The following is a 25,239-nucleotide window of genomic DNA, read 5'->3' on the forward strand; positions in this document are numbered from 1 at the left end:
TGGAATAAAAGAGTTGTCTTCAGGCAACTTTTTTTTGTTTTAATACCAACCTCTTCTTGCAGCATTAATAATGGTGCTCAGATTTAAAATCAAGGTGTATCGTATTCTTCTTCCATAATCTTTAAAGCCGGGTTCAAAACCTAATGAAGACTGCACGGGAAGATAAACTTCAAGGAAATCTGGGATTAAACGTACCTTCACACCGCTGTCCCAAATAAACTGTGTAGGATTATTTTTATTTTTATACAAACCGGCATCTGCGTAAACATGGAAGATTTTCCAGACGCTGGAGTCTACATTAAAAGATGTAATCCATTGATTAACTGTTCCTGGAATAAAAGATTTAAAGCCACCATCAGCTAAAATAAACTGTTGCGATAAAATTCCGCTTGATGCACTTTGTCCTAAAAGATTGTATGAAAACGAATAATCTGAAACCCTTGAAATTCCGTAATTAAAGGTATTGTTTCGGGTGTCGTTTCTGGCAAAATATCCGGCAAAAAGTCTCAGACTAAGCTTTTGTCTGGGTGCAAATTCCCATCTGTAAAAACCTTCTGCGGTAATCTTGTTGTAATCTTCCATTCCCTGTGTACTCAGGCTGAAACTTTTCTCGTGAATCATCTGATTATCGGTATAACCGTAACCAATTGTCCAAAGATTATATTTGTCGTAATCACGATTGGCAATCATTTTTGCATTAAGGTCGCGCTCAAAGTAAGTATAAGAAATTCCTAAACCACGGCTTACCGTACTTCTCGGATTTTTTCTAAAATTGATATTCGAGTACAATGAGCTTTTCTGATACGCTAAATCATAATCATAATGAAAATACGATCCCGAAACTCCGAAACTTAACCTCTGAATCACACTTTCAGCAGGTAGAAAAGAGTAGGAAACTGCACCAGAACCTGTCAGTTTACCCGTTCCTGTACTGAAAGACGGAGTTACTGAATAGAGGAATTTCTGATCAAAAAGTGATTGATTTTTAAAGTTAAGACCAATCAAAAATTTGTCGTAGGTGTTGGTGAAACGTACTCTTGGGTTTAGATATATTTCATTAAACTCAGGATTTGGAATATCTTTAATGAGTTTAAATTTAATTTTTTTAGCATTCGAAAACAAACCTTTGGTGTAAAGAAAGTTATCACGATAATTGGCTTCCGGAAATATATAATCGTTATTTAAAGTGATTTTATAAATATCTTGTGACGGAAGACTGACCGTTTTTAGCTTTTCATTCTCCTCAGTTTCGATCCAGTAAGAAGTTCTTTCACCGCTTTTAGTTTGGGTTTCCAGCTTTACGGGGATGGCTTCGTCTGTATTTTTTGCAATTTTGATATGCAGAGAATCATCATTGATTCTAAAATTTTTAAGCTTAAAATTAACTCTGTTTTTCTGTTTCAAAAATCCTTTTAAATATGACGTCGAAGATTCTTCTTTGGCGAGCTGATCTAGAAAGTCTTCGGGATAAACTTGCTTATCAATGTTTTTAGCAATATAATTTTTTAATAAAAGATTAAATTTTTCTTCACCCATTTTATTGGCAGAATAACTAAAAAGGCTTCCCGTTTCAAAGCTACTGATTGCCATATCATTAAAATTACTCAAAACAGCAAAAGGCTCATCGATTTTCTGATCGAGATTCTGAGACATAATGTATTGATAAGCCAAACCATATCGGTCTAGTAACTTCACCCTTGAAGCATGGAATAATTTTAAAGGTTTAACACCTAAAATACTATTTTCGGGCAGATTTCCAAGAAGTTTTGCTTCTCCATAGAATTTTTTCAGATACTGAATTTCAAGATATGATTTTAAACCATTTTTAAACCAGTGATTTTCCTGCTTATCGGTAATAATGCTTTCATCAAGGATTTTTTTAGAGATAATTCCGAAATAGTCTAAATCGGTATTTTCAGCATCTGAAAACAATTTAAACCTAAATTTCCAGAACTTAATATCGTTATTTCCAAAAAAGTCTTCTTTTGCCCTGAATTTTTCAGAAATAAAAAGTTGCTTGGGGATAAAACCGATTTTATCTTTGATAAATCTCAATTGCAACGGAAGATAAAACTCAAGATTCTGAATCTCCTGCTTGCTGATTGTATATCCGAATTTGATTTCGGTTTTAATATCTTCTGTATCGATTTTAATCGTCGGAAAATTATTTTTTGAAATAATAAATTCAGGATCTGAATCTAAATATCCTTTAAATAAATTAGGCTGAATCTGCTGAAGATTACTTTGAATAAAAGCCTGTGAGGGTGTTTCAAAATCAACAGACCAATAGGTATTGAAGTTGACAGATTCTTCGATGTCGTGATAATTTCTTTTTGAAATATTGCCCGAATCAAAATGGTCAGGAACAATAAAGAAATATTTTAACGCAATATCTTGCTCGGAAGTTCCATAACCGGTAAATTTTTTGTCTGGAAGCTGCATGGTATATTGCAGTTGCAACTTGACACTTTTTCCGGGCTCTAAATTTTCGTTTAATGAAAGAAAGAAATTTTCCTCAGAAATATTTTTGATAGAAACAGATTGATTTTCTGAATTTTTGATTTGTAATTCTAAAACTTTCCCCAGCTCTTCCTGTTTTGCAAAATGAAGGCTGTTGTTTCTATCTTCCAATTTTCGGTAAACCAGAGAAGTTCCTCTTTTGTTGTAAGCCGAAATCCAGTTTAGAAGTTTAATACTGTTTAGTGGTGTATCAGAATGATTGTGATATACAATTTCTTGCCTTACTTCAAGAGTTTTTTTATCCTGCGATAATTTTGCGTGAATGGAAATACTATCTTTTTGTGCAGAAACCTGTACAACTCCCCAAATCAAAAAAAGACCTATGCTAAACTTTTTCAATATTTTGCTAAAGCTTCAAATATAGCTTATTTTAGATGTAATCTTTATGATTTTTAGTTAAGATTTGTAAATATTCTGAGAAGTCTACAAAATAAAATTTGCTCCCATATGAATGAGAGCAAATAATGATTTATTTATTTATTTATTGTTACAATGAAGCCAAATATGCTTTCCAGCCTTCGTTTTTATAAGTAACAGCAGCTTCTGCAGGATTCTCAGATTTGTAAATTCCTCTTCCTACGATGATAAAGTCGGTGTGAAGAGTTTTGAATACATGATCAGGAGTATTGTACTGCTGACCTTTCCCATCACCTGAATCTGCTAAATTAACTCCCGGCGTAAACAGTAAAATTTCTTCAGGAAGTGCATTTTGAGAAACTCCACCAATTACATTAGGGTGAGATAAAGCGACTTTTAAGGCCTCTTCTCTGTAGCTATTGGTCGTTAAAGTTCCTTTTGAAGACATTCCGATAATGGCAACAACGCCTACATTATTGAAACAGTCTAAAGATTCAAAACCACCAATTACCTGAGACGTTACAAAATCTGCCCAATCTGTAATTTTGAAAACGCCACTTGTGAACTGTAGCTCCTGAGTATTTCCGATATCAGCAAATTTTCTGTCTTCCATCAATAAGAAATTATGCTTTGCAGCCAATTCTTTCAAAGGAACAATCGTATTTTGATAATCGAAATCTGAAATAATATCGATGTGCGTTTTTAAAGCAATAACGTGTGGACCTACTTTCTCAGCCAATTCTAATAATTCCTGAGTAGTTATTACATCTGCTGATGCAATAAGGTTTGATTCTTTTGCTAAAGCAGTTTCTAATAATTTTTTTGAAACAGAATGCTGTGCATTTTCAGATTTTTGTTGATAAGAAAGTCTTTTCTTTTCTTCAAACTGAATATGGTTTCCTTGTAAAAAACCCTGAATTCTTTTTACTTCTTCATCGCTCAATTCACCAGTTTCTTGAAGAATTGTGCAAACTTCAGAAATGTTAAATAATGTATGAACTTTGTAGCCTTTGCTTTCTAAAAGCTGTTTACCACCTTGTTCTCTGTCTAAAACAACAACGATGTCGGCAACTTTAAGGTCTTCTTGCTCTACTTCAGCAATGGTTTCTATCAAAGATTTTCCAGAAGTAATCACATCTTCTACCAAAAGACAGTTTTGTCCTTTCTGGTAAATTCCTTCAATTAATTTTTTAGTACCGTAGCTTTTTGCTTCTTTTCTTTTTATAATTAATGGAATATAGCTTTCCAAAGACATTGCAGTCGCCATTGGAAGTGCAGCATAAGGAACTCCGCAAATCAAATCAAAATTATCTAATGGAAGCATTTCCAATAAGTAATTAGCCAGGTTTTTTAAAATTTTAGGATCTGATGCTAAAGGTCTTAAGTCTACATAAAAAGGGCTTTCAATTCCGCTTTTTAAGGTAAATCTTCCAAATTTGATGATGCCCAGTTTGTAACATTCCAAAAAGAATTCTTTCTTACTTTCCATTAATTTTTTATTAGATTATGCAAATTTAAGGATTTGATGTTAAAGTTAATTGTCAATCGTGAATTTTGCTTAAAGTAGATTTGAAAAAGTCTTTATCATTAAGATTATTAGGTGTTTAAGAACTATTAAAATTGATTTAAGTATGCTGTTGATTGATTTGCCTCAGTGTATTTTGCTTGTGTTCTTAAATATTTAACCTCCTTACTATTTAAAAAATTATAATAAACATTAATTATGGGTGCTTATTCACAAAAAAAAACATCCTCAAAAGGATGTTTTAATTATTTAAACGATTTCTGCATCAATTATTTTTGTACTACTTGGGCTGTATTTCTGCTCGGCTTCCCAAATTAGAAATTTATCAACTTCCCGAATAAGCTTAGGAATTGTTAATGATAAAACTGCTAAATCATCTAAAACTCCGGCTACAATAATAAAGTCAGGGATGATATCTATAGGAGAAATAACATACAGAAGACCTAGTAGCGGTAAGATAAGGTCTATTGATTTTACAGGATATACTCCTTTTCGCCACATATTAACCATTCTGAAAATAGCGGGTATTTTTTTGAGAAAGCCTTTGTGGGCAATCGCTTCTTTTGCAAGATTGAGTTTTGAATATTTCATTTTTGTGTCTGTTTTAAAATAATTTTCAACTCTGTAAATTTCGCAAAATTTGTACCAACTCAATCTAAATTTTAGTTAAAGTTTACTTAAGAATATTATCAATAAATTGATGGATAGATTCTGCATCCCAGTCAGTTGCAGCATCTTCTTTAATCAATATTCTTCCGTTTTTATCTAACAGAAAGGTGGTAGGAAAAACTTTCGGAAGTATTTTTTCTGAGATAGGGCTTTGCGCAATATACACCGGAACGGTATAGTTATTTTCTTTCATAAACTTTCTTACCGTAGCCTCTTCATCTTTCATTGCAATTAAAACGAAATCTATATTTTCTTTTCTTTTGTCGTACAATCTTTGTATTGATGGCCATTCTTTTCTACACGGAGGACACCATGTTCCCCAAAAATTTAGAAAAACAGGTTTGTCTTTAAAGTTTTTCAGATTGGTACTCGGCACATTGATTCCCTGTAAATCTACATCATAATCTTCCGGGCTGATGTGCACTGCATTTTCTATCGTAGCAATCGGAAAAAATTGGTCCTTAAGAAAATTTCGTACTCCGGGAACTAAAAATATAACGCCTAAAACTGCGAGAATAACAACGTAAATAATCAGTTTTTTCATAATTCTTTATTTACAATAATTCTAAAATTTCCTGAATGGCATCTTTTCCTCTGTTTCTAGAATAATATACCTGCAAATCATTATAAAAACTCTCTCTAGGATATGCTTCAGGATCGGCTTTGAATTTTAATAATAGTTCATTCCCAAATTTTGGACGCGGTCCCCAAGAATTTTTCACATTAAAGTTTTCATCTAAAATGATTACTTTCGGAATAGATTCTGTTTCGTTTGTCAAAAACTGATTGATTAAACTCTTATCACTGTCTCTTAGGAAGATTTTTACTTCATTGTGACCTTCAAAGAATTTAGCTAAAGCAGGAACGGTCGCACTTGCGTCGCCACACCAAGCTTCAGAAATAATAAGAATTTTTCCGTTGAAATTTTTAGACTTTAACTCGTTGATTTGCTCTTCGTCGACAACAAATTTTTTCAAAGTTCTATCCATTCTCTGGATTCCCAACTCGTAATACATTTTATATTCTGCATCTTGTGGAGTTGGAGGATTTTCAAGTCTTTGATGAGCGATTTGAAGATATTCTTCAAAAGATATGGCTTTATCCCAGTAATTTTTCATGATTACTAAAAATTTAATTTAAAATTGATTACTATTTCGGGTTCTGTTGATTAAAAATAAATCAGCTAAAACAAATGCGGCTAAGCTTTCCACCACAGGAACTGCTCTTGGAACAACACAAGGATCGTGTCTGCCTTTTCCTTCTACAGTAACTGCATTTCCATCTTTGTCAACACTGTTTTGTGGTCTTAAAATGGTTGCTACCGGTTTGAAAGCTACTCGGAAATAAATATCCATTCCATTAGATATTCCACCCTGAATTCCACCGGAAAGGTTTGATTTTGTAGAAAAGTCGGTATTAAATTCATCATTATGTTCGCTTCCTGTCATTTTTGCACCACAAAATCCGCTTCCATATTCAAAACCTTTGCATGCGTTGATGTTGAGCATTGCTTTTGCCAATTCAGCCTGAAGTTTAGAAAAAACGGGTTCACCAATTCCTACAGGAACGTTTTTGATGACACAGGTAATGGTTCCGCCAATTGTATTGCCTTCTTTTTTGATTTCTTTAATTTTTGAAATCATTTTTTCGGCAGTTTCAGTATCGGGACAACGTACTTCATTGCTTTCGGTTTTAGAAAAATCTAAATCCTGATAAGGTTTTACACAGAAAATTTCGCCCACAGAAGAAACGTAAGCGTTGATTTCAATATCCTTTAAAAATTGTTTTGCTAAAGCTCCGGCAACGACCCAATTGATGGTTTCTCTCGCAGAAGATTTTCCGCCGCCACGATAATCTCTGATCCCAAATTTTTGATCATACGTGAAATCCGCATGACTAGGGCGATAAGAATGGGCAATGTGATCATAGTCTTTCGATTTTTGATTTTCATTTTCAATCATAAAGCCGATAGGAGTTCCGGTGGTTTTTCCTTCGAAAATTCCGGAAAGAAACTGTACGGTATCGCTTTCTTTTCGTTGGGTAACGATTGCTGATTGGCCGGGTTTTCTACGATTCAACTCATATTGAATTTTTTCAAAATCGACTTCCAGACCTGCCGGGAAATTATTGATGATTCCGCCATAAGCTGCGCCGTGACTCTCGCCAAACGTGGTTAGGCTGAGAAGATTACCTAAAGTATTGAACATAGTACAAAATTACCGTTTTTTATTCAGATAATAAAGTCTTTGGCAATCGGTTTATTGATAACTCTTTTTGATTAATTCTATTGTTTTGTCGAGTTCCTTTTTTTCTTCAGCATTAAGGTTTTTCCAGATAAATCCTTTTTTTAAATTGTTTTTATCAATAGGTTTTGGAAATATTTTTTCTTTTTGATAATCAAAAACATAATTTACTGAGATTGCAGGAACTGGCGTATCAAAATTGAAAGGGTATTTTTTTGAAACATTAAACTTTAAATCTCCAACTTTATAAGAATTGTATTGATTATATTCGTAATGAGATGGCTTTATAATCTGTTTTTTTTCAAATGGTGTCATAAATCTTCCCACCTGAAAACTTGGAATAAACTTTTGAATAAGATTGGGAAAAGAGAAAATTCCCACAACAGTAAATATCAAAAATGAGGAAATTAAAACTGTATATTTTTTATTTAAATATTTAAAAAATACAACAAAGAATATCACAAAAAATACATCAATGAAAAATCGGTATTGTGCTGAAAAAAGTAGAACTGAAGCGCTTTTTATCAATATTGAAATACAAATCAGACTAATGATTTTGTTTTTTTTAACAATAGAGAATATAATGAAACTTATTAAGCTGAAAATAAAAAAAATATTGATAATTGACTTTAATCCTTTTAATGAAAGCCAATTCTTAATATAATCAAGCCAAGAGAATTTTAAAATTTCTGCGTAAGAATATTGTTCATCATAAGTTTTTACGATGGCAAATTTTGAAGATGCTTTTAACAGTTCAGGATTAGATTTCCAAGGAATTCCTAAATCTAAAACTGCTATTGGGAAAATGGGATAGCCAAATGTCCAGATATTTTTCACAATAAATAAAAGAAAAACAACGGAGCCGAAAATAAGTTTTTTATAGTCAAATTTAATAATGAAAATGGAGTAGAGGAGAATGAAAATCGGCAGCCAGATAATGGTTGGTTTGATGGCAAAAGTGAAAACTGAAAAGGCGAATAAAAAAGAAATATTTTTGTTTCCGGATAGAATTTCGTTTAAAATAAATAGTGAAAAAATAATTACAGGCAAATCCGGGCTTGGGGATTGTGAAAAAATAAGTAAAACGGGAATGAAAATAAGTTGAATCCAGCTTTTTTTTTCTACAATATAAATTCCGTAAACAATAAGTAAAACGGCATTAAGTTTTAAAAAGGGGTCTGCAAAATTACTAAATCCGGCCTGTAGGATGTGCCAAACCGACATTTGTCCCAAAATCAAATCAAGATTAGAGATTCCTTTCACCAAACCATATTCTGTAACCCATTTTATCGTAGGAACATAATATCCGAAATGGTCTAAAATAAATGGATAAAAAGAGCTGCAAAATAAGATTACCGTTATTAAAACGCCTAAAATTATAGAATCCTTTTTTGAGAATTTATAAAAATCTAGGTAGAGCTTGTCTTTAAAAAAGTAAAAAATTCCGATTAAAATGATAGGAATTTCAACATATAAATTCAGTGGAGTGAAAAATGATAGAACAGTGAAAATTAAACCCGTTGAGAAAATTCCGGCTAAAACTTTTCCTGAAATCCCGGTAAGGCTTTTTCTAAAAATATTTTCCATCAGTTTTCCCCAACCCATAAAGGTTGTAACTAGAAAAATTGAGGAGAATAAAATTAATAGCATAAAAAAAGATTGCCTAAAAATAAGCAATCTTTAATGTTTGTGAAAATATTTAATTATTTAGGTTGTACTCGACCACTTTTTCTGTCTTGTGACCTACCTAATGTATATCCTGTTGCTCCACCGATGATACCACCAACTACGGCACCACCACCACGGTTTTTCTTATTAACAATAGCTCCCAAAGCCGCGCCACTCACTACACCAATTGCAGTCCCTTTTGCAGCTTCACTTATCCCTTTTTTCTTAGCGGTTGTTCCTTGAGATGAATAGTTGCTTGCCTGGCTTCCGTTGTTGCTAGAAGAAGACGGTGCGTCTCTGTATATTGTTTTGGTTTCTTTGATTACCTGAGGTTTTGCGGCAGCTGCTGTTTTAGCTTTTTCAACTTCCGCTATGCTATCGTTTCTTTTTTGTGTTTCGTAGGCGAATCTTTCTCTTTCAATAGCCAGTTTTTGCTTTTCTATATCAAGCTGTCTAGCCTGAAATTCTAATTTCTGTTGTTCTAAAGTTTTTTCAGCAACTTTATTATCATCCTTCTTACAGGCCGTCAATGTAAATATTGAAATCAAACCTGTTAAAACTATATTTTTCATAACTCAAATTTTCTATACGATTAAACTTTTGAAGTCTATATCCTGATAATTTCAATTATGAAGCCAAGGTTTAGTTAAGGAAGTGTTAAAGTTTTAAAATGCTTTTTGAAAAAGATAGCTCGAAGAAGCCAGTGTTTATCACGTATGGTTGATTTTTTTTAATTAAATCTCTAGTTATAGAGAAAATATTTCTTTTTTATTGTCTCTTTTGCATATATTTATAATAACTAAAAATCGACCCATGGAAATATCAGATTATCTTTCATTGCTTGAGAATTTTATATTATTAGGTTTAGTTTTGCTATTTGTCTTCTTAATTTCTATTTATTTAAGGCAGCAGAGCAGTAAGTCAGGATTTTGGTATTACAGCCAAGGCTTTCCCCATTATAAAAAGTATTTTTCAAAAAAGTAGATTTATTGTTTACTAATGGATAAGTAGTTTTAAGAAAACAAAAAAGTCCCTAAACTGGTATAGATTAGGGACTTAGTTGGAGGTGCCTAGCGGATTCGAACCGCTGTAGATGGTGTTGCAGACCACTGCCTAGCCGCTCGGCCAAAGCACCGTTTTTAGGTGCTGCAAATATAGGGAAATAATAATATTCTCCAAATTTTTTATGCAATTTCTTTTACACCAATTGCGTCAATTTCGTTCTTAGCCTGTTTTTCAGCCTCATAATTTTTGATATTGATTACTCTAGTGTCGCTCCAGTTGTCATGCCATCCATTTTCTCCTAAAAATGATAAAGCATCAAAAGGAACCAATCGTGTAATATTTCTAATAAAATAATCTCCTAAAGTAGGTTCCTTGCCATCTGTCATTATCACTTTTGTTCCGGTAATGTATTTCCCGAGACTTCTTCCTTTAGTAAAGTATTCAATTAGAAATATATAAAAGAAAAATATAATACTTGTGATAATAATATCGGCAACTCTTCCCAATTCAGCTAATTGGTCAAAGAATTTAGTGAAATAATATATTCCAAAAATTCCGTCAAGAATACCGCCGGCAAGACCTAATGCGAAAAAAATTAAGTTAAATGCAATTCTATCAACAAGAATATTAACGAACCTCATTCCCTTGGTTGCTCTGTGTCTATCAATAATTTGTAAATATTTTCTCATGATTATATGTTTTTAGTTTAAAAGCCTTTTAAAGTAAATCTTAAAGTGGCATTGATATCAATTACAGCTGTAATGCCATACTCGTTTAAAAGAATTTGATGGGGTTTTAGTTTAAAAACTTTCCCGGTCATTTTCAGTCCTTTGTAATATTCTTTATTAAACGCTTCTTCAATGCTTTTTTTTGACGATGCTTCAAGCTCGTTTGTAGGAATTCCGTATTCGTTTTCAATCATCTTTACAATTTTACCTTTAAAAAGAGAAGTTGCCAATTTTTGAAGAAGGTTTGAGGTTTTTAATTTAAACTTGGTATCCGACAGCACAATTTTTTGTTTTGTTTCATCATAAATAGGAATACCTGAAATAAAAGCCGTTCCATTTACGTAACCTTCCGTTTCAGCTTCAATCATAATACGGTTTGCCTCGCCATATACTTTTATATCCGTAATTTTTACTTTAGAGTCTCTGATATCAAATTCCTTATTTAAAAAGCTTTTCTTGGCGATATTGGTCGCTTCAGAAAATGGAATATTTGCAGTGGTCTGCAATAGAAACTGGTCTGCTAATAGAGGAATAAAATTAAAATTCATCACTGCTTTTGCAGGTTGTGAGGCCTCTGGTTTTGTTCCGGTGTAGGTTTCAGAAAAAATATCAATTCCAATATTGGTGTCAATCTGATTTCCATAAAATTTCAGCGGAGTAATATTAACGTTGATGGGAGTTATTTTCAACCATGTATTATATTCTTCAGAGATGTTGAAAGGTTGCGAAAAAGCATTCCACGCCAAAACAGCGTATTGCTGAAAGTTGAGCTGTGTAGCCATTTGCTGGTCAATGGTTTTACAGAAGTTATACTGTTGCTCTTTAAGGCTTTTTTCGACGAGTGAAGTGATAGGAATTTTAATTTTTCCGTAATCTAAAACTGGTTTTTTGACCCATTTAAAACCCATGGGTTGTGTAAAAGTGCTTACCGTCCAGTTATTTTTAAAACTTAAAGCTGTTTTAAAATACATCACCGTTTCAAAAGTCGTTTCCTGATAGGTGTAAACTCCCAAAGTACCAATGCCTTTTTCTGCCCATATTTTTAATGGAACTTCAATCACAATATTTTGATTGGCATCTCCAACCAGTCGTATTGGTCGGGTTTTCCAAACTTTTACTTTAAATTGGTCATTGTCGTTATCGGTGTAAGAATCATCCTGAAAAATCATATCCTTTACCGAAGCATTAATCATATTGCTAATCTCCGATAATGGAATGGTTACCGGCATTGTAATGCTCGATTTTATTTTAGGAAAATTGTAAATAGCATCGCCAGAAGTATTGTTTTGTCCAAAAATACCGATAGCAAGCAATAGAAATATTAGGTTGAATGTCTTCACTGTGTTTTGATTTTAAAACTGAAAATTACTCATTTTCTGTAATTCCGCCTAATAAAAAGCTTTTTTCAAGCTCTACACTTGCACCTTTCATTTCGCCTTTCATTGGGGGACTGGTTTTGGTAATTCTTAATTTGATGTATGAAATTTGATTAAATTTTTCGTTTATTTTAGTGATAATTCTTCCTGCAACATGCTCCAGCAATTTAGACTGAATTTTCATTTCTTCATGAATGATTTCATTAATATCAGCATAGCTTATGGTGTCATTTAAATCATCAGAAACTGCAGCGCCCCACAAATCAGTATGAATTTCTGCATTTAAAATATAATAGGTTCCGATAATATTTTCTTCAGGAAGAACGCCGTGGTAAGCGTAGATTTTTACATCTTCTAAAAAGATTTTACTCATGATTTTTTTATATATAAGCAAAAGTATTATATTTAATAACTAAACAAATCAAATAAATATGAAAAATCTTAAAAAATTAGCTCGAGTAGAGCTGAAGTCTATTAATGGTGGCGCAGTTTGTAATGAAAATTGTCCTTCCGGACCATACGGGCCCGGTCCTGATTTTCCACGTTCATGTGAAGCGTTTAATGCTTTGCCAAAATGTTGCCAATCTAAAGTTTTAGTACACATGGATTGTGTAGATGGTGGACTTTCATAAATGGTAAAGTCACCTTAGCAAAAAAATAAACGAGCTGCCTCATTTTTGAGACAGCTCGTTTTTATTATTTAATGCTTTTCGAAAGGTCGAGCATTGCTTCAATAGGCTTTAGTGCTCTCAATCGAAGTTCTTCTTCAATTAAAATTTCAGGAAGTTCATATTTCATACACAAATACAATTTTTCCATTGTATTTCGTTTCATATAAAAACATTCTGAACAGTTACAGCTTTCGTCAAAAACCAAAGCTGGAATTAATTCTTTGTGTGGCGCACGTTTTCTCATTTCGTGAAGAATTCCTTCTTCAGTAGCAATGATAAATTTTTGGCAATCGTCTTTTTCAACAAAATTTAAAAGAGCAGAAGTTGAACCGATGAAGTGAGCCAGTTTTAAAACTGATTCTTCACTTTCTGGGTGCGCAATCATTTTTGAATCTGGATTATCTGCCAATTGTTTTGCAATTCTTTCCATTGAGAAAGCCTCGTGTACAATGCAGCTTCCATCCCAAAGAATCATGTCACGACCGGTTTTTTTAGATAAATATCTACCTAAGTTTTTATCCGGTGCGAAAATAATTGGTCTGTCAGTCGGTAAAGCTTCAATTACGGTTTCAGCATTTGAGCTGGTTACGATAATATCACTTTCGGCCTTTGTTTCTGCGTTACAGTTGATGTAAGTTGCAATCAAAGCATTTGGATGCTGCTCACGCATTTTTCTCAAACCTTCACCTGAACATCCGTCTGCTAAAGAACATCCCGCCATAGTATCTGGAAGTACAACTTTTTTCGTTGGGTTCAGAATTTTTGCAGCTTCTGCCATGAAATGCACCCCGCAGAATACAATCATATCTGCATCTGTGTCTTTTGCCTGTCTTGCCAATTGAAGAGAATCTCCCAAGAAATCAGCAATGTCCTGAATTTCTCCCGGTTGATAATAATGCGCCAGAATAACGGCATTTTTTTCTTCTTTCAGCTGGAGAATCGCTTTTATCAGGTCTTCTCCTTGAGGAATGTCAATATCTTTTAAATCTAAAAATCCTTTTACGGGAAGTGTAGACTTAGCTTTTTCTAATGTTTCAGTGCTCATTTCAGCCTCAAATTTTTCTTTTATAGAAGTTAGTTTTTAGAGATTAGAAGTTAGTTTTAAACCAAATTGAAGGGTGCTTTTTACTAACTTCTAATCTCTAACTTCTAGTTTCTTCTATAAAACTTTTTATTAAACTTTCTATTTCTATTTTTGCTTCACTCAAATCGCTGTTAATCACGATTTTGTCAAATTCTATGGCGTAGGTAAGCTCTTCTTCAGCTTTTTCTACGCGGGTTTTTATGGTTTCGGCATCATCGGTGTTTCTTGAAATCAATCTTCGTTCCAATTCGGCAATCGAAGGTGGTTCTATGAAAATAGATAATGCTTTTTCTCCAAAATATTTTTTTAATGAAATTCCGCCTTTTACGTCTACATCAAAAATAACAACTTTCCCCTGACTCCAGATTTTTTCTACTTCAGATTTTAAGGTTCCGTAATATTTGTCGGTGTAAACCTCTTCAAATTCTACAAAAGCATCATCAGAAATTTTCTGTCTGAATTCTTCAGGCGAAATAAAGTGATAATCAATAGCATGAATTTCACTTCCTCTCGGTTGCCTCGTTGTACAAGATATAGAGAATTCCAGCTCCGGAATTGCTTCCAGAGAATGTTTTACTAATGTCGTTTTTCCGCTTCCCGATGGCGCTGAAAATATGATAACTTTATCCATTGTTTGGTTTCGGGTTTCGAGTTCTGAGTTTCGGGTTTTCAGATTCTGCCTTTAAATCTCGAATCTAAACCTGTATCACGAATCTCGTAACTATAATACGTTTAACGTTTGCTCTTTAATTTTTTCCAAATCATCTTTCATCATCACTACTAACTTCTGAATTTCAGCGTGATTGGCTTTTGACCCTAAAGTATTGATTTCTCTTCCGATTTCTTGTGAAATAAAGCCTAATTTTTTTCCATTAAAATCTTCATTTTCCATTACTTCAGAATAATATTTCAAATGTTGGGCAAGTCTTACTTTTTCCTCAGAAATATCTAATTTTTCAGTAAAATAAGCCATTTCCTGATAAAAACGAGTCTCATCAACGTTTTCAAATTCTTTTAAAGTCTTTAGATAGCGTTCTTTCACAGAATTAATTCTTACTTCTTCGTAAGGAACCACTTCAGAAAGATATTTGTCAATATTTTTGATGTTTCTTTCCAATTCTTCGTGCAGAGTTTTTCCTTCTGTTTTTCTGAATTCCTGAAATTTATCGACTGCTGTATTTACTATTTTAGCTAAAGCTTCCCATTCTCCTTCACCCAATTCGTCAGGTCTTGAAGTAATTGCATCCGGAAGTCTTACTGCCATTTTTAGGTATTCAAAATCGGGTCCGTCTGAAGCGATATTTTTAAACTCATTAATATAAGAATCGATTAAACCTCTGTTGATTTTCACATCATTAGTTTCCTCAAGATTTTCAATATTAACATAGCAATCTACCTTTCCACGGATGATTCTATCGTTCAGAATTTTTCTTACTTCAAATTCTTTTTCTTTGTAACGCAAAGGAATTTTGATATTTAAATCAAAACTCTTGCTGTTGAGTGATTTAATATCGATTGAAATTTTTTTTCCTTCAAAAACACCTTCGGCTCTACCGAAGCCGGTCATTGATAAAATCATAGTTTTTTATTGTCGTACAAAGATAAACATTTAAGTCTAAGTAGCTGTTAGCAATTAGCTTTTTGCTATTGGCTTTAAAAATTAGAATTATGAAGTTTTAAAATATATTATTAAATTATCGTTAGTATTTTTATGTTGTAGTTATCTGCACTTATTAGTAATAAGTAACAAAAAGAAAAAGTAGAAGAATTTAATTTTCAAAGAGATGAAAAAAAATACATACTCTCTTTTATACATCTAAATAATCAAAGCAAGTCTTTTATTGTTTTTGTGGTTAAAAATAAAGGCTCATTTTCGTAAATTAGCACAGTGAAAAATAAAAACTTAATTTCTGTTGTAGGACCTACCGGAATTGGAAAAACGAGATTGGCCATTGATTTGGCAAAACATTTCAGTACAGAAATCGTTTCCTGCGACTCGCGTCAGTTTTTTAAAGAAATGATTATCGGAACGGCTTCGCCATCTACAGAAGAACTGGCAGAAGCACCTCATCATTTTATTGGTAATCTTTCTGTTCAGGAATATTATTCGATTGGACAGTACGAAGAAGATGCCTTAAAAAAACTCAACGAACTTTTTGAAAAATACGATACCGTTATTTTGGTTGGCGGAAGTATGATGTATGAAAAAGCGGTGATTGAAGGTTTGAACGATTTACCGGAAGCGAATGATGAAAATCAGAATAAGCTTCAGGGAATTTTGGATGATGATGGTATTGAAAAATTGCAGGAAATGTTGAAAGAACTCGACCCCGACTATTTTTCTGTTGTGGATTTTCATAATCACAGAAGGCTTTTGCGTGCCATTGATGTGATTTGGCAGACGAATAAAAAATATTCTGAGTTGATTGCAATTTCACAAGATTCAAGAGATTTTAAAACTATTCGAATCGGAATTGAAGCTCCGAGAGATGAATTGTATGACAGAATCAATAGGAGAGTGGATGTCATGATAGAGAAAGGTTTGCTGGATGAAGCGAAAGGTTTAGAGAAATTTAAACATTTGACGGCTTTGAATACAGTTGGTTATTCTGAATTGTTTAAATATTTTGATGATGAATGGGATTTGGAATTTGCGGTTTCTGAAATCAAGAAAAACAGTCGAAGATATGCAAAACGCCAATTGACCTGGTATCGAAAAGCCGATGATATTCATTATTTGCAATTGGGATATTCTCAGGAAGATTTTGATGGCTTGATTGGGTATATTAATGGACAAACTTCGAAATAAGAGAAAGTTTTTTAACGCAAAGATTTATTTTTGCTTGAAAACATTTAAGGAGCAAAGGATTGAATCAATAAAATTTATTCTGATTAAGCTACCTTCATCAGCGACTTTGTCGCTTTTCTTTGCTCCTTAAAAATTACACATCTTTTAAATAAATCTTTGCGTTTAAAAAATCAGCATACACTTTATCATTTCGGGGGAATCTCAGCAGGAATTCTAAAATAGTTTATGCAAATATTGCTTAGATTCCACGCTACACTTCGTTTCGCTCTGAATGACAGAGTGGATAAATATTAGCATTAAAAATTTAATTTAAAATAAAAAATGCAGCCCCGAAAGACTGCATTCCATTAATAATATAATTAAATTTACTACTTCCAGCCGCCACCTAACGCTCGGTACAAATCTACAATACTGCTTAATCTCTGTCTTTTTACAGACGCAAGATTCAGTTCAGCCTGAAGAGAATTTCCCTGAGCGGTAATCACTTCTAAGTAATTTGCCATTCCACCTTTGTAAAGCATTTCAGCGCTTTTTATTCCATTTTTTAAGGTTGCAACTTGTTCTGTCGCTTTTTGTTCCTGAACTTTTAAGCTTTCATTAGAAACCAAAGCATCAGAAACTTCACCTACAGCATTTAGAACTGATTGTCGGAATGCCAATACATTTTTCTCTCTCTGAATTTTAGCAACATTTAAATCTGTTTTCAATTGTCTTTTCTGGAAAATAGGCTGAGTAATTCCTCCTAAAACAGAGCCGAACAATGAAGCAGGAATCGAAAACCAATTATCAACCTTAAATGAATTGACACCACCGTTTGCAGTGATTTTCAATGAAGGATACATATTTGCCTGGGCAATTCCAACCATTGAATTCGATTCTAATAAAACCAATTCCTGTTGACGAACATCCGGACGACGACTTACCATTGCTGCAGGAAGTCCCGCAGAAATATCTTGTGGTAAAGAAGTGTCAGACATTTCAATCGTTCTGTTTACTTTATTTGGGTTTTCACCAATCAAAATACTCAAAGCATTTTCCTGAATGGCAATATTTTGTTCAAGCTGAGTAATCAAAAGTTCTGTCGATTGCTTTTGAGCTGTTGCCTGCTGAACTCCCAATGAAGTTGTGTCTCCACTTTGCCACATTTTTTCAGTAATAGACAAGGTATTTGTACTTAATTCTAAATTTGATTTTGCAATATTCAATTGTTTATCAAGCATCAACAAATTATAATATCCTTGAGCAATTGCGGTCACAACTTGTGTCTGAATTGCTTTTGTTGCTTCATAAGTCTGCAAGTACTGCATTTTTGAAACTTCCTGTTGATTTTTTATTTTTCCCCAAATGTCTGCTTCCCAAGAAAGATTGAAGGCTGCATTGTAATCTTCAACATGACTTTGACCTAAAAATAAATTCAAGCTTTGCCCATTCATGCTGTTTTTTGAAGGTTTTGAAATCTGTGCAGAAACTCCGAAACCAACATCTGGATATTGAAGATATTTTGCCTGTTTTAGTTTTTCTTGTGAAGAAGAAACTTGTTTTAAAGCAATCTGTAAATCGTAGTTGTTTTTAATTCCTTTTTCGATTAAATTTTGCAACATCGGATCGCTGAAAAACTGTTTCCATTCTAAATTGGCAACACTTGCTGTATCGGCGGTTGCCGTATATTTAAATTGCTCAGGAAGCTCAATTTCAGGTTCCGTGTATGCCAATTTCGGCACACAAGAAACCGCACCTAATGCAATTCCGAAAGCGATGATTATATTTTTTATTCGTTTCATATTTTTTAAAATTAAATTGATTACAAAACTTTGAGGGTAAACAAAAAAGTCTTTAGTAGGAGAAAATATTCTGCTTGTTTTGAACCATTAAGGATATTTAAGGAGTTAAGTTTAATTAAGAAAAATCAAATAGATTTTTAATAAGTATTGTGCTAAAGCGAAACACTTCTTAATAATCTTAACTTCTTAATAAAAACCTTAATGGTTTAGAAAATCTTTAAAATTAAATTTGAAGAAAAATTTTATACGATTCTCATTTCTCAAAGTTTTGTTAATCATTTTTTATTAGTGAGCTGTTGCCAAAAGTTCTTCTTCTAGTTTTTGTTTTTGAAGTCTTTTTTGTTTTCTGCTTGGCATTTTTTCATGTAAATATTGGAAGATGACATACATCACCGGAATGATGAAGATTCCAAAGACTACTCCTGTAAACATTCCGCCAACGGTACTGATTCCGATTGAGTGATTTCCTTTTGCTGCTGCACCTTGCGTCCAAACCAACGGCAACATACCGATGATGAAGGCAAATGAAGTCATCAAAATTGGTCTTAAACGTAATCTTGAAGCCTGAAGTGCAGATTCAATCAATGTTTTTCCTGCTTTTCTTCGCTGAACGGCAAATTCTACAATTAGAATCGCATTTTTCGCTAACAATCCGACGAGCATGATTAAACCAACCTGAACGTAAATATTGTTATCAATTCCTGCCAATCCTGTGAAAGCAAATACTCCGAAAATTCCTGTAGGAATCGTTAAAATAACCGCAAATGGGAGTATGTAACTTTCATATTGAGCTGCCAATAAGAAATAAACAAACAAAATACTTAGCATAAATACAAAAGCTGTTTGTCCTCCGGTTTTGATTTCTTCACGGGTAATTCCTGTCCATTCATAACCGTAACCTCTTGGAAGTGATTTTTGAGCAACTTCTTCTACCGCCTTGATGGCATCTCCAGTACTGTAACCAGGTTTTGGAGTTCCATTAATGGTCACTGCGTTGAATAAATTGTTTCTTGAAACCGTTTCAGGCCCGAAAGTTCTTTTTAATGTTACCAAAGTTTTTACAGGAACCATGTCGCCAGATTTATTCTTAACATAAATTCCTTCCATAGAATTAGCGTCAGTTCTGTAAGGAATATCTGCTTGCGCCATTACTCGATAATATTTACCGAATCTGTTGAAATCTGAAACGAAGCTACTTCCGTAATAAATTTGCATCGTCTGCATCAATTCTGTAATAGAAACTCCCAGTTGATTAGCCTTATCGGTATCAACATCAATCGTATATTGAGGATTTCCTGCTGCATAGGTGGTAAAGGCAAAAGCAATTTCAGGACGTTTCATCAATTCTCCGATAAAAGCCTGAGTGGTCGTTCCTAATTGTTCAAAAGAACCATTGGTTTTATCCTGCAACATAAATTCAAACCCTGAAACGTTACCAAAACCTTGTACCGTAGGGAAGTTGAAGAAAAATGCATTGGCATCTTTCACTTGTGCTACCTTTCCTGTTAAGGCTGCTGCAATTTGGTCTGGATCTTTCATTTCGCCACGGTCTTTGTAATCTTTCAGTTTAATAAAACCTGCAGAGTAGGGCGAAGCATTGGCGTTACTGATGAAATTCATTCCATCGGCAACCCAAAGGTGGTTTTTGGCTTTTTCACCGTTGATAATTTTATCAATCTGTTCAGTAGCTCTGTGTGTTCTGTCTAATGAACTTCCCGGAGGCGTATTCACTGCATACAAAACAAATCCCTGATCTTCTGTAGGAATAAATCCTGTAGGAGCTTTATTAATTAAGAAAATACTAGCCGCAGTTATTACTGTTAAACCTCCAACAGCGAGCCATTTATTTTTAATTAAAAATTTAAGACTGTAAATATATTTTTTGGTCATGTTGTTGAAGCTTTTGTTGAAAGCATTGAAAAATCTTGCTCCAAAACCTTTTTTCTGACCATGCTCACCATGTTCTCCTTGAGGATCATTTAATAATAATGCACATAAAGCAGGACTTAAAGTCAATGCATTCACCGCAGAGATCAAAATTGCAATCACTAAAGTAAAAGCAAACTGTCTGTAGAAAACTCCTGCAGGGCCTTGCATGAAACCAACCGGAATAAATACGGCACACATGACCAATGTAATCGAAATAATCGCTCCGGAAATTTCACTCATCGAGTTTGTCGTTGCTTGTTCAACGGGCATTCCTGTTTGTTCCATTTTTGAATGGACGGCTTCTACGACGACAATTGCATCATCTACCACAATTCCGATGGCGAGTACTAATGCAAATAAGGTCAACATATTGATACTGAAACCAAATACTTGAAGGAAAAAGAATGTACCGATAATTGCTACTGGAACGGCAATCGCAGGAATTAAAGTCGATCTAAAATCTTGAAGGAAGATATATACTACAATAAATACCAAAATAAATGCAATGATTAATGTCTCTACAACCTGATGAATCGATGCATCCAAAAAGTCTTTAGAATTGTACATGATAATGGGCTTCACGCCTTTTGGAAGTGTTGTTGAAAACTGATCTACCTGCTTTTCAATTTCAGTTAAAATTTCGTTGGCATTTGAACCAGCAGTTTGTAAAATGGCAAAACCTGCAACCGGTTTTCCGTCAACTCTGTTCGCTGCAGTGTACGTATATGAACCAAATTCTACTCTTGCAACATCTTTTAATCTTAAAAATGAACCGTCACTATTCGATTTGATGACAATGTTTTCGTAGTCTTCGTTTTTATTTAATTTACCTTTATATTTTAAAATATATTCGTAAGTTTCCTTACTTCCTTGTCCTAAACGACCCGGAGCTGCTTCTAAATTGTGATCTTTTACGGCTGCTAAAACTTCCTGTGGAGAAAGATTATTTGCAGCCAAACGATCGGGCTTCAGCCAAAGTCTCATCGAGTAATCTCTGGTTCCAAAAACCTGAGCCTGTGCAACACCCGGAATACGCTGTATTTGCGGGATAACGTTTATTTTTAAATAATTCTGCAAGAAAAGCTCATCGTATTGTTTCGGGTCGTCACTTGAAAGTCCCATAAACATAATCATACTGTTTTGAACTTTCTGAGTCGAAATTCCAGCCTGTACAACTTCCTGTGGAAGCTGACTCATTGCTTTTGAAACACGGTTTTGAACGTTTACAGCAGCATTATCGGGATCTGAACCTTGTTTGAAAAATACACTCAAAGTCATTGATCCGTCGTTACTCGAGTTTGAAGTCATGTAGGTCATATTCTCAACACCATTTACCGCTTCCTCAATAGGAACTGCAACGGAACGGGCAACAACTTCTGCATTTGCACCTGGATAAAATGCCGTCACCTGAACACTTGGTGGCGCAATATCGGGAAATAGCGTAATCGGAAGGTTGAAAACCGACATCGCTCCCAACAGCAAAAGTATGATGGAGATAACCGTAGAAAGTACCGGTCTATCTATAAATTGTTTTAACATAAGAAGTTTATTTTTTAATGTTGTTTAAACGATGGCTTTCACCACAAAAGACACAAAAGCTTCTGCTGAGTTTAAAGATTAACAGCAACTATTTTAAAGCTCACAAGAATGAAAATCAAAGATTTTCTGAAACTTATGTGTTCTTACTATGTTTAATGATTTAAACTAAATTTTTAAAGTCTTTTGTGACTTTTGTGGTTGGAAATTTGAGTATTACAACGGTCTTGCTTTCAAAAGACTGTCAGAAGAAATCGTTTTTGGTTGAATTATAACGCCATCTTTCAATGCTCCAAGGCCTGTGTAAACGATTTTTTCACCTGCAGAAAGTCCTTCAGAAATAAAGTAATAACTGTCTGTTTTTCCTGAAATTGTTATAGGTTTGCTGGTTACTTTTTTATCATTACCAACGACGTAAACGTAAGTTTTATCCTGTATTTCAAAGGTTGACTCTTGCGGAATAACAAGCGTGTTAGCAAATAATTGCGGCATACGAACTCGTCCTGTATTTCCTGTTCTCAAAGCTCCGTTTTCATTGGGAAAAACAGCACGAACACTGATTGCACCTGTAGTTTTATCAAACTGCCCGTCAACGATGCTCATTTTACCTTTTTCAGGATACGTACTGTTGTCGGCAATCACCAAATCTACCATTGGCATATTCTTTAGTTTCTCGTTTAATGTTGCTCCGGGATATTTTTTCTGGAAACCAATAAAATCAAGCTCACTTAAAGAAAAGTACGCGTAAATCTCGCTGATGTCTGATAATAATGTCAACGGACTTGGATCTGTTCTTGAAATAAGACTTCCTTTTTTGTAAGGAATTCTTCCAATGTAACCACTTACAGGAGCTGTAATTGTTGTAAATCCTACATTGATTTTGGCACCACCAACTGAAGCTCTCGCTTGTGAGGCTGCTGCTACTGCTGCTGCGTAATTGGCTTTTGCAGTTCTCAGTTGTACATCAGAAACTACTTTTGCAGAGACAAGAGGTTCTAGTCTGTCGACCTCCACTTTTGCTTTCTGAATGTTGGCATTGGCAACCTGTAAATTGGCATTGGCCATATTCATCTGCTCTCCGTAAGCTCTAGAATCTATTTTAAACAAAGCTTGTCCGGCTCTTACATAAGCACCTTCTTCCACATAAATTTTATCTAAATATCCGTCAACCTGAGAACGAATTTCTACATTGTTTTTTCCTTCTAAAGCGGTTGGGAATTCCTGATAAACGGTTGCAGGAGAAGTGATAACGGTATATATGGGTAATTCCGGAGCGGGTGGGGCAGCATTAGTACCTTCTGCTGCTTTTGTGCAATTTTGTAAAAGAATGATACTCGATATAAGTATGATAATTCTTGCTTTTGCAGTTGTTTTCATTTTAAGTTTTATTTTTTTAATGAAGTGTTAATTTAAGTAATGTTGTTTTTATTTTAAATCATGTTATATTTTCTAACGGTGTTAATTGAGAAGTCAAAAAAATAACCTGATTTTAACTGACGTTTTAGATGGTCATTTCCATGATTATAATTTAGAAGTTAAGTTTTGGTTTGAGTGTTTATTGATGTTATTTTTCTTAACAGTGTTAATGAGAAGAAAAAAAGATGGCAAGAAATAATGTAAAAAAATCGTATTTCATTTTTAAAGTTTTTTGTTTTAATTTAAATTATGTTAATTATTCCGTGTTACTTTTCCTAACAGTGTTAATTTTTAGTTCAAAAAAAATTTACAAAGATTTAATAAAAGCCGAAAGAGTTTCGTCTAAAGTTGTTTTATTCATCGTTGAAGGAATATCGTCATTTCTCATCATCATGATTGAAATTAATCCATGAACTGCCGAAAACAAGGCGTGAGAAGAGTGGCATGCATTATCCTGATTAGAACCTTTTTTCTTAATAATCTCAAAAGTACAGTCGAAAATCATATCCTGAAAAGAAGAAAACTCTTCTTTCATTAAACCTTTTCCGCTGCATTGCATTCCCAGACCAAACATTAATTGGTAGTATTCTTTATTATTAAATGCAAAATTCCAATACGCATCTACAATGGCGGTCAATTGATCTTCCGGAGACTCATGTTTTTTTTGAGCCTTCAGTAAATCGATTTGCAAGCAATGAAATCCGTTGATAGAAATCTCGTATAAAATCGCTTCTTTGTTTTCGAAATGATCGTAAACCACTGGCGCACTGTACTCGATAGCGTCGGCTATTTTACGAATAGAAAGTGATGCCCAACCGTCAGTTTTAGCCAAAGTGAATGCAGCCTGCAAAATATTTGCACGGATAGATTCTTTTTCTCTTTGACGACGTTCATGTAAACCCATGATTTTATTTTACTAACAGTGTTAGCAAAACTACAAACATTTCAGCATACCAACCAAATGAATTTTGATATTTAATTTTTAAGATAAGGCTTAGAAATGCAATTATAATTTGCTGTATGCTGGAAGAATGGGAGTTGGTGATTATTTGGAGTAGTTGTTTTTTAATTATTGTAAAAATTAATGAAGTAAATAGTCTGCTTCAATTAAATTATTGTTTGAGCAACTACTAAAAGAAATCTTTATCTTTGTAGACAAATAAAAAAGATATGAATACTCCGTCAAATATGTTAGCATTAGGAACAAAAGCTCCTTTTTTTGAGCTTCCAAACCCTTCAAAAAGTAATGAAGTGCAGTCATTAGATGACTTGAAAGGCGAAAAAGGTACATTGGTTATCTTTATGTGTAATCATTGTCCGTTTGTGTTGCACATTATCGATAAGCTGACAGAGTTGTACGAAGATTATAATGAGGCAGGAATTGAATTTATTGCAATCAATTCTAATAATGTAGAAAAATATCCTGCAGATTCTCCGGAAAAAATGATTGAATTTCAGATTGAAAGAAAATTTGATTTTCCTTATTTATATGACGAAAGTCAGGCTATCGCAAAAGCTTATGATGCAGCTTGTACGCCGGATTTTTTCTTCTTTGATGATAAATTAGATCTTGTTTACAGAGGTCAGATGGATGATTCAAGACCTGGAAATCACAAGGAGGTAACGGGAGAGGATTTAATTATTGCGTTTGAAAACCTTTTAATTGGTGAGCCTCAGGAAGAAATGCAGAGACCGAGTATGGGTTGTAATATTAAATGGAAATAATTTTAAGTTGATCATTTCAGATTAATTTTTCTTAGAAATATAAAAAGCTATCCTTTCGTGGATAGCTTTTTTTGTTTAATTGTTGATAATCAGTGTTTTTGTGAGTTATCCACAATTTTATCCACAGACTTTCCACAGTTTTTTAGCGTGAAAATTTTCTTTTTTATCAACTTGCTGAAAATCTTTAATTTGTAAAT

At 33.7% G+C, this 25,239-nt stretch carries 21 protein-coding genes and 1 tRNA gene; 3 read left to right on the forward strand and 19 right to left on the reverse strand.

Going from position 1 to position 25,239, the window contains the following annotated elements:
* Positions 1-39 precede the first annotated feature (39 nt).
* The 12 genes from LO744_RS04525 to folB form a co-directional block, all read right to left on the reverse strand.
* The gene (locus tag LO744_RS04525) at positions 40-2,859 is read right to left on the reverse strand and encodes a gluzincin family metallopeptidase (RefSeq protein ID WP_230667389.1); all 2,820 of its coding nucleotides are present in this window, start codon (positions 2,857-2,859) and stop codon (positions 40-42) included.
* Between the two features lie 148 nt (positions 2,860-3,007).
* Positions 3,008-4,366, reverse strand: a complete 1,359-nt coding sequence (pyrF, locus tag LO744_RS04530; protein ID WP_230667390.1) for an orotidine-5'-phosphate decarboxylase — start codon at positions 4,364-4,366, stop codon at positions 3,008-3,010.
* Positions 4,367-4,651: 285 nt separating this feature from the next.
* Positions 4,652-4,993: a DUF1232 domain-containing protein gene (locus LO744_RS04535; protein ID WP_230667391.1), complete on the reverse strand. Its 342-nt coding sequence runs from the start codon at positions 4,991-4,993 to the stop codon at positions 4,652-4,654.
* Positions 4,994-5,075: 82 nt separating this feature from the next.
* Positions 5,076-5,615, reverse strand: coding sequence for a TlpA family protein disulfide reductase (locus tag LO744_RS04540; protein WP_230667392.1), 540 nt, complete (start codon positions 5,613-5,615; stop codon positions 5,076-5,078).
* 10 nt (positions 5,616-5,625) lie between these two features.
* Positions 5,626-6,189 carry a thioredoxin family protein gene (locus LO744_RS04545; protein WP_230667393.1) on the reverse strand — a complete coding sequence of 188 codons (564 nt, stop codon included), beginning with the start codon at positions 6,187-6,189 and terminating at the stop codon, positions 5,626-5,628.
* 18 nt (positions 6,190-6,207) lie between these two features.
* Complete coding sequence (gene aroC / locus LO744_RS04550; protein WP_230667394.1) at positions 6,208-7,278, reverse strand: chorismate synthase; 1,071 nt, start codon at positions 7,276-7,278, stop codon at positions 6,208-6,210.
* A 51-nt stretch (positions 7,279-7,329) separates the two neighbouring features.
* Positions 7,330-8,964, reverse strand: a complete 1,635-nt coding sequence (locus LO744_RS04555) for an LIC_10190 family membrane protein (protein ID WP_230667395.1) — start codon at positions 8,962-8,964, stop codon at positions 7,330-7,332.
* 53 nt (positions 8,965-9,017) lie between these two features.
* Entirely contained in the window at positions 9,018-9,554 is a 537-nt protein-coding gene (locus LO744_RS04560; RefSeq protein ID WP_230667396.1) for a glycine zipper family protein, read from the reverse strand.
* Positions 9,555-10,043: 489 nt separating this feature from the next.
* Positions 10,044-10,117 (reverse strand) — tRNA-Cys (locus LO744_RS04565).
* Positions 10,118-10,166: 49 nt separating this feature from the next.
* Entirely contained in the window at positions 10,167-10,676 is a 510-nt protein-coding gene (locus LO744_RS04570) for an RDD family protein (RefSeq protein WP_230667397.1), read from the reverse strand.
* Between the two features lie 17 nt (positions 10,677-10,693).
* On the reverse strand, positions 10,694-12,055 hold the full coding sequence (locus LO744_RS04575) for a DUF4403 family protein (protein ID WP_230667398.1): 1,362 nt from the start codon (positions 12,053-12,055) through the stop codon (positions 10,694-10,696).
* Positions 12,056-12,080: 25 nt separating this feature from the next.
* Positions 12,081-12,467: a dihydroneopterin aldolase gene (gene folB / locus LO744_RS04580; RefSeq protein ID WP_230670486.1), complete on the reverse strand. Its 387-nt coding sequence runs from the start codon at positions 12,465-12,467 to the stop codon at positions 12,081-12,083.
* Positions 12,468-12,522: 55 nt separating this feature from the next.
* Between folB and LO744_RS04585 the strand changes: the two genes are divergently transcribed.
* Positions 12,523-12,723 carry a bacteriocin-like protein gene (locus tag LO744_RS04585; protein ID WP_230667399.1) on the forward strand — a complete coding sequence of 67 codons (201 nt, stop codon included), beginning with the start codon at positions 12,523-12,525 and terminating at the stop codon, positions 12,721-12,723.
* Between the two features lie 64 nt (positions 12,724-12,787).
* Here the strand turns inward: LO744_RS04585 and nadA are convergent, their stop codons facing one another.
* The 3 genes from nadA to LO744_RS04600 all read right to left on the reverse strand — a co-directional run bounded on the left by nadA (position 12,788) and on the right by LO744_RS04600 (position 15,425).
* Positions 12,788-13,807 carry a quinolinate synthase NadA gene (gene nadA / locus LO744_RS04590; protein WP_230667400.1) on the reverse strand — a complete coding sequence of 340 codons (1,020 nt, stop codon included), beginning with the start codon at positions 13,805-13,807 and terminating at the stop codon, positions 12,788-12,790.
* A gap of 97 nt (positions 13,808-13,904) precedes the next feature.
* Complete coding sequence (gene gmk / locus LO744_RS04595; protein WP_230667401.1) at positions 13,905-14,477, reverse strand: guanylate kinase; 573 nt, start codon at positions 14,475-14,477, stop codon at positions 13,905-13,907.
* A 90-nt stretch (positions 14,478-14,567) separates the two neighbouring features.
* The gene (locus LO744_RS04600) at positions 14,568-15,425 is read right to left on the reverse strand and encodes a YicC family protein (protein ID WP_230667402.1); all 858 of its coding nucleotides are present in this window, start codon (positions 15,423-15,425) and stop codon (positions 14,568-14,570) included.
* Positions 15,426-15,734: 309 nt separating this feature from the next.
* Between LO744_RS04600 and miaA the strand changes: the two genes are divergently transcribed.
* Positions 15,735-16,655, forward strand: a complete 921-nt coding sequence (gene miaA / locus LO744_RS04605) for a tRNA (adenosine(37)-N6)-dimethylallyltransferase MiaA (RefSeq protein WP_230667403.1) — start codon at positions 15,735-15,737, stop codon at positions 16,653-16,655.
* Positions 16,656-17,023: 368 nt separating this feature from the next.
* On the opposite strand, the gene LO744_RS04610 is transcribed toward miaA, so the two are convergent.
* From LO744_RS04610 to LO744_RS04625, 4 genes are all read right to left on the reverse strand, one after another.
* Entirely contained in the window at positions 17,024-18,436 is a 1,413-nt protein-coding gene (locus LO744_RS04610; protein WP_230667404.1) for an efflux transporter outer membrane subunit, read from the reverse strand.
* A gap of 285 nt (positions 18,437-18,721) precedes the next feature.
* The gene (locus tag LO744_RS04615; protein ID WP_230667405.1) at positions 18,722-21,904 is read right to left on the reverse strand and encodes an efflux RND transporter permease subunit; all 3,183 of its coding nucleotides are present in this window, start codon (positions 21,902-21,904) and stop codon (positions 18,722-18,724) included.
* Positions 21,905-22,117: 213 nt separating this feature from the next.
* Positions 22,118-23,278 carry an efflux RND transporter periplasmic adaptor subunit gene (locus tag LO744_RS04620; protein WP_230667406.1) on the reverse strand — a complete coding sequence of 387 codons (1,161 nt, stop codon included), beginning with the start codon at positions 23,276-23,278 and terminating at the stop codon, positions 22,118-22,120.
* Between the two features lie 346 nt (positions 23,279-23,624).
* Positions 23,625-24,221 carry a TetR/AcrR family transcriptional regulator gene (locus LO744_RS04625; protein WP_230667407.1) on the reverse strand — a complete coding sequence of 199 codons (597 nt, stop codon included), beginning with the start codon at positions 24,219-24,221 and terminating at the stop codon, positions 23,625-23,627.
* Between the two features lie 266 nt (positions 24,222-24,487).
* Between LO744_RS04625 and LO744_RS04630 the strand changes: the two genes are divergently transcribed.
* A complete protein-coding gene (locus tag LO744_RS04630) occupies positions 24,488-25,042 on the forward strand; it encodes a thioredoxin family protein (RefSeq protein WP_230667408.1) in 555 nt (184 codons plus the stop codon).
* The last annotated feature ends 197 nt before the right edge of the window (positions 25,043-25,239 follow it).

This window comes from Chryseobacterium turcicum (assembly GCF_021010565.1).
Taxonomy (GTDB): domain Bacteria; phylum Bacteroidota; class Bacteroidia; order Flavobacteriales; family Weeksellaceae; genus Chryseobacterium; species Chryseobacterium turcicum.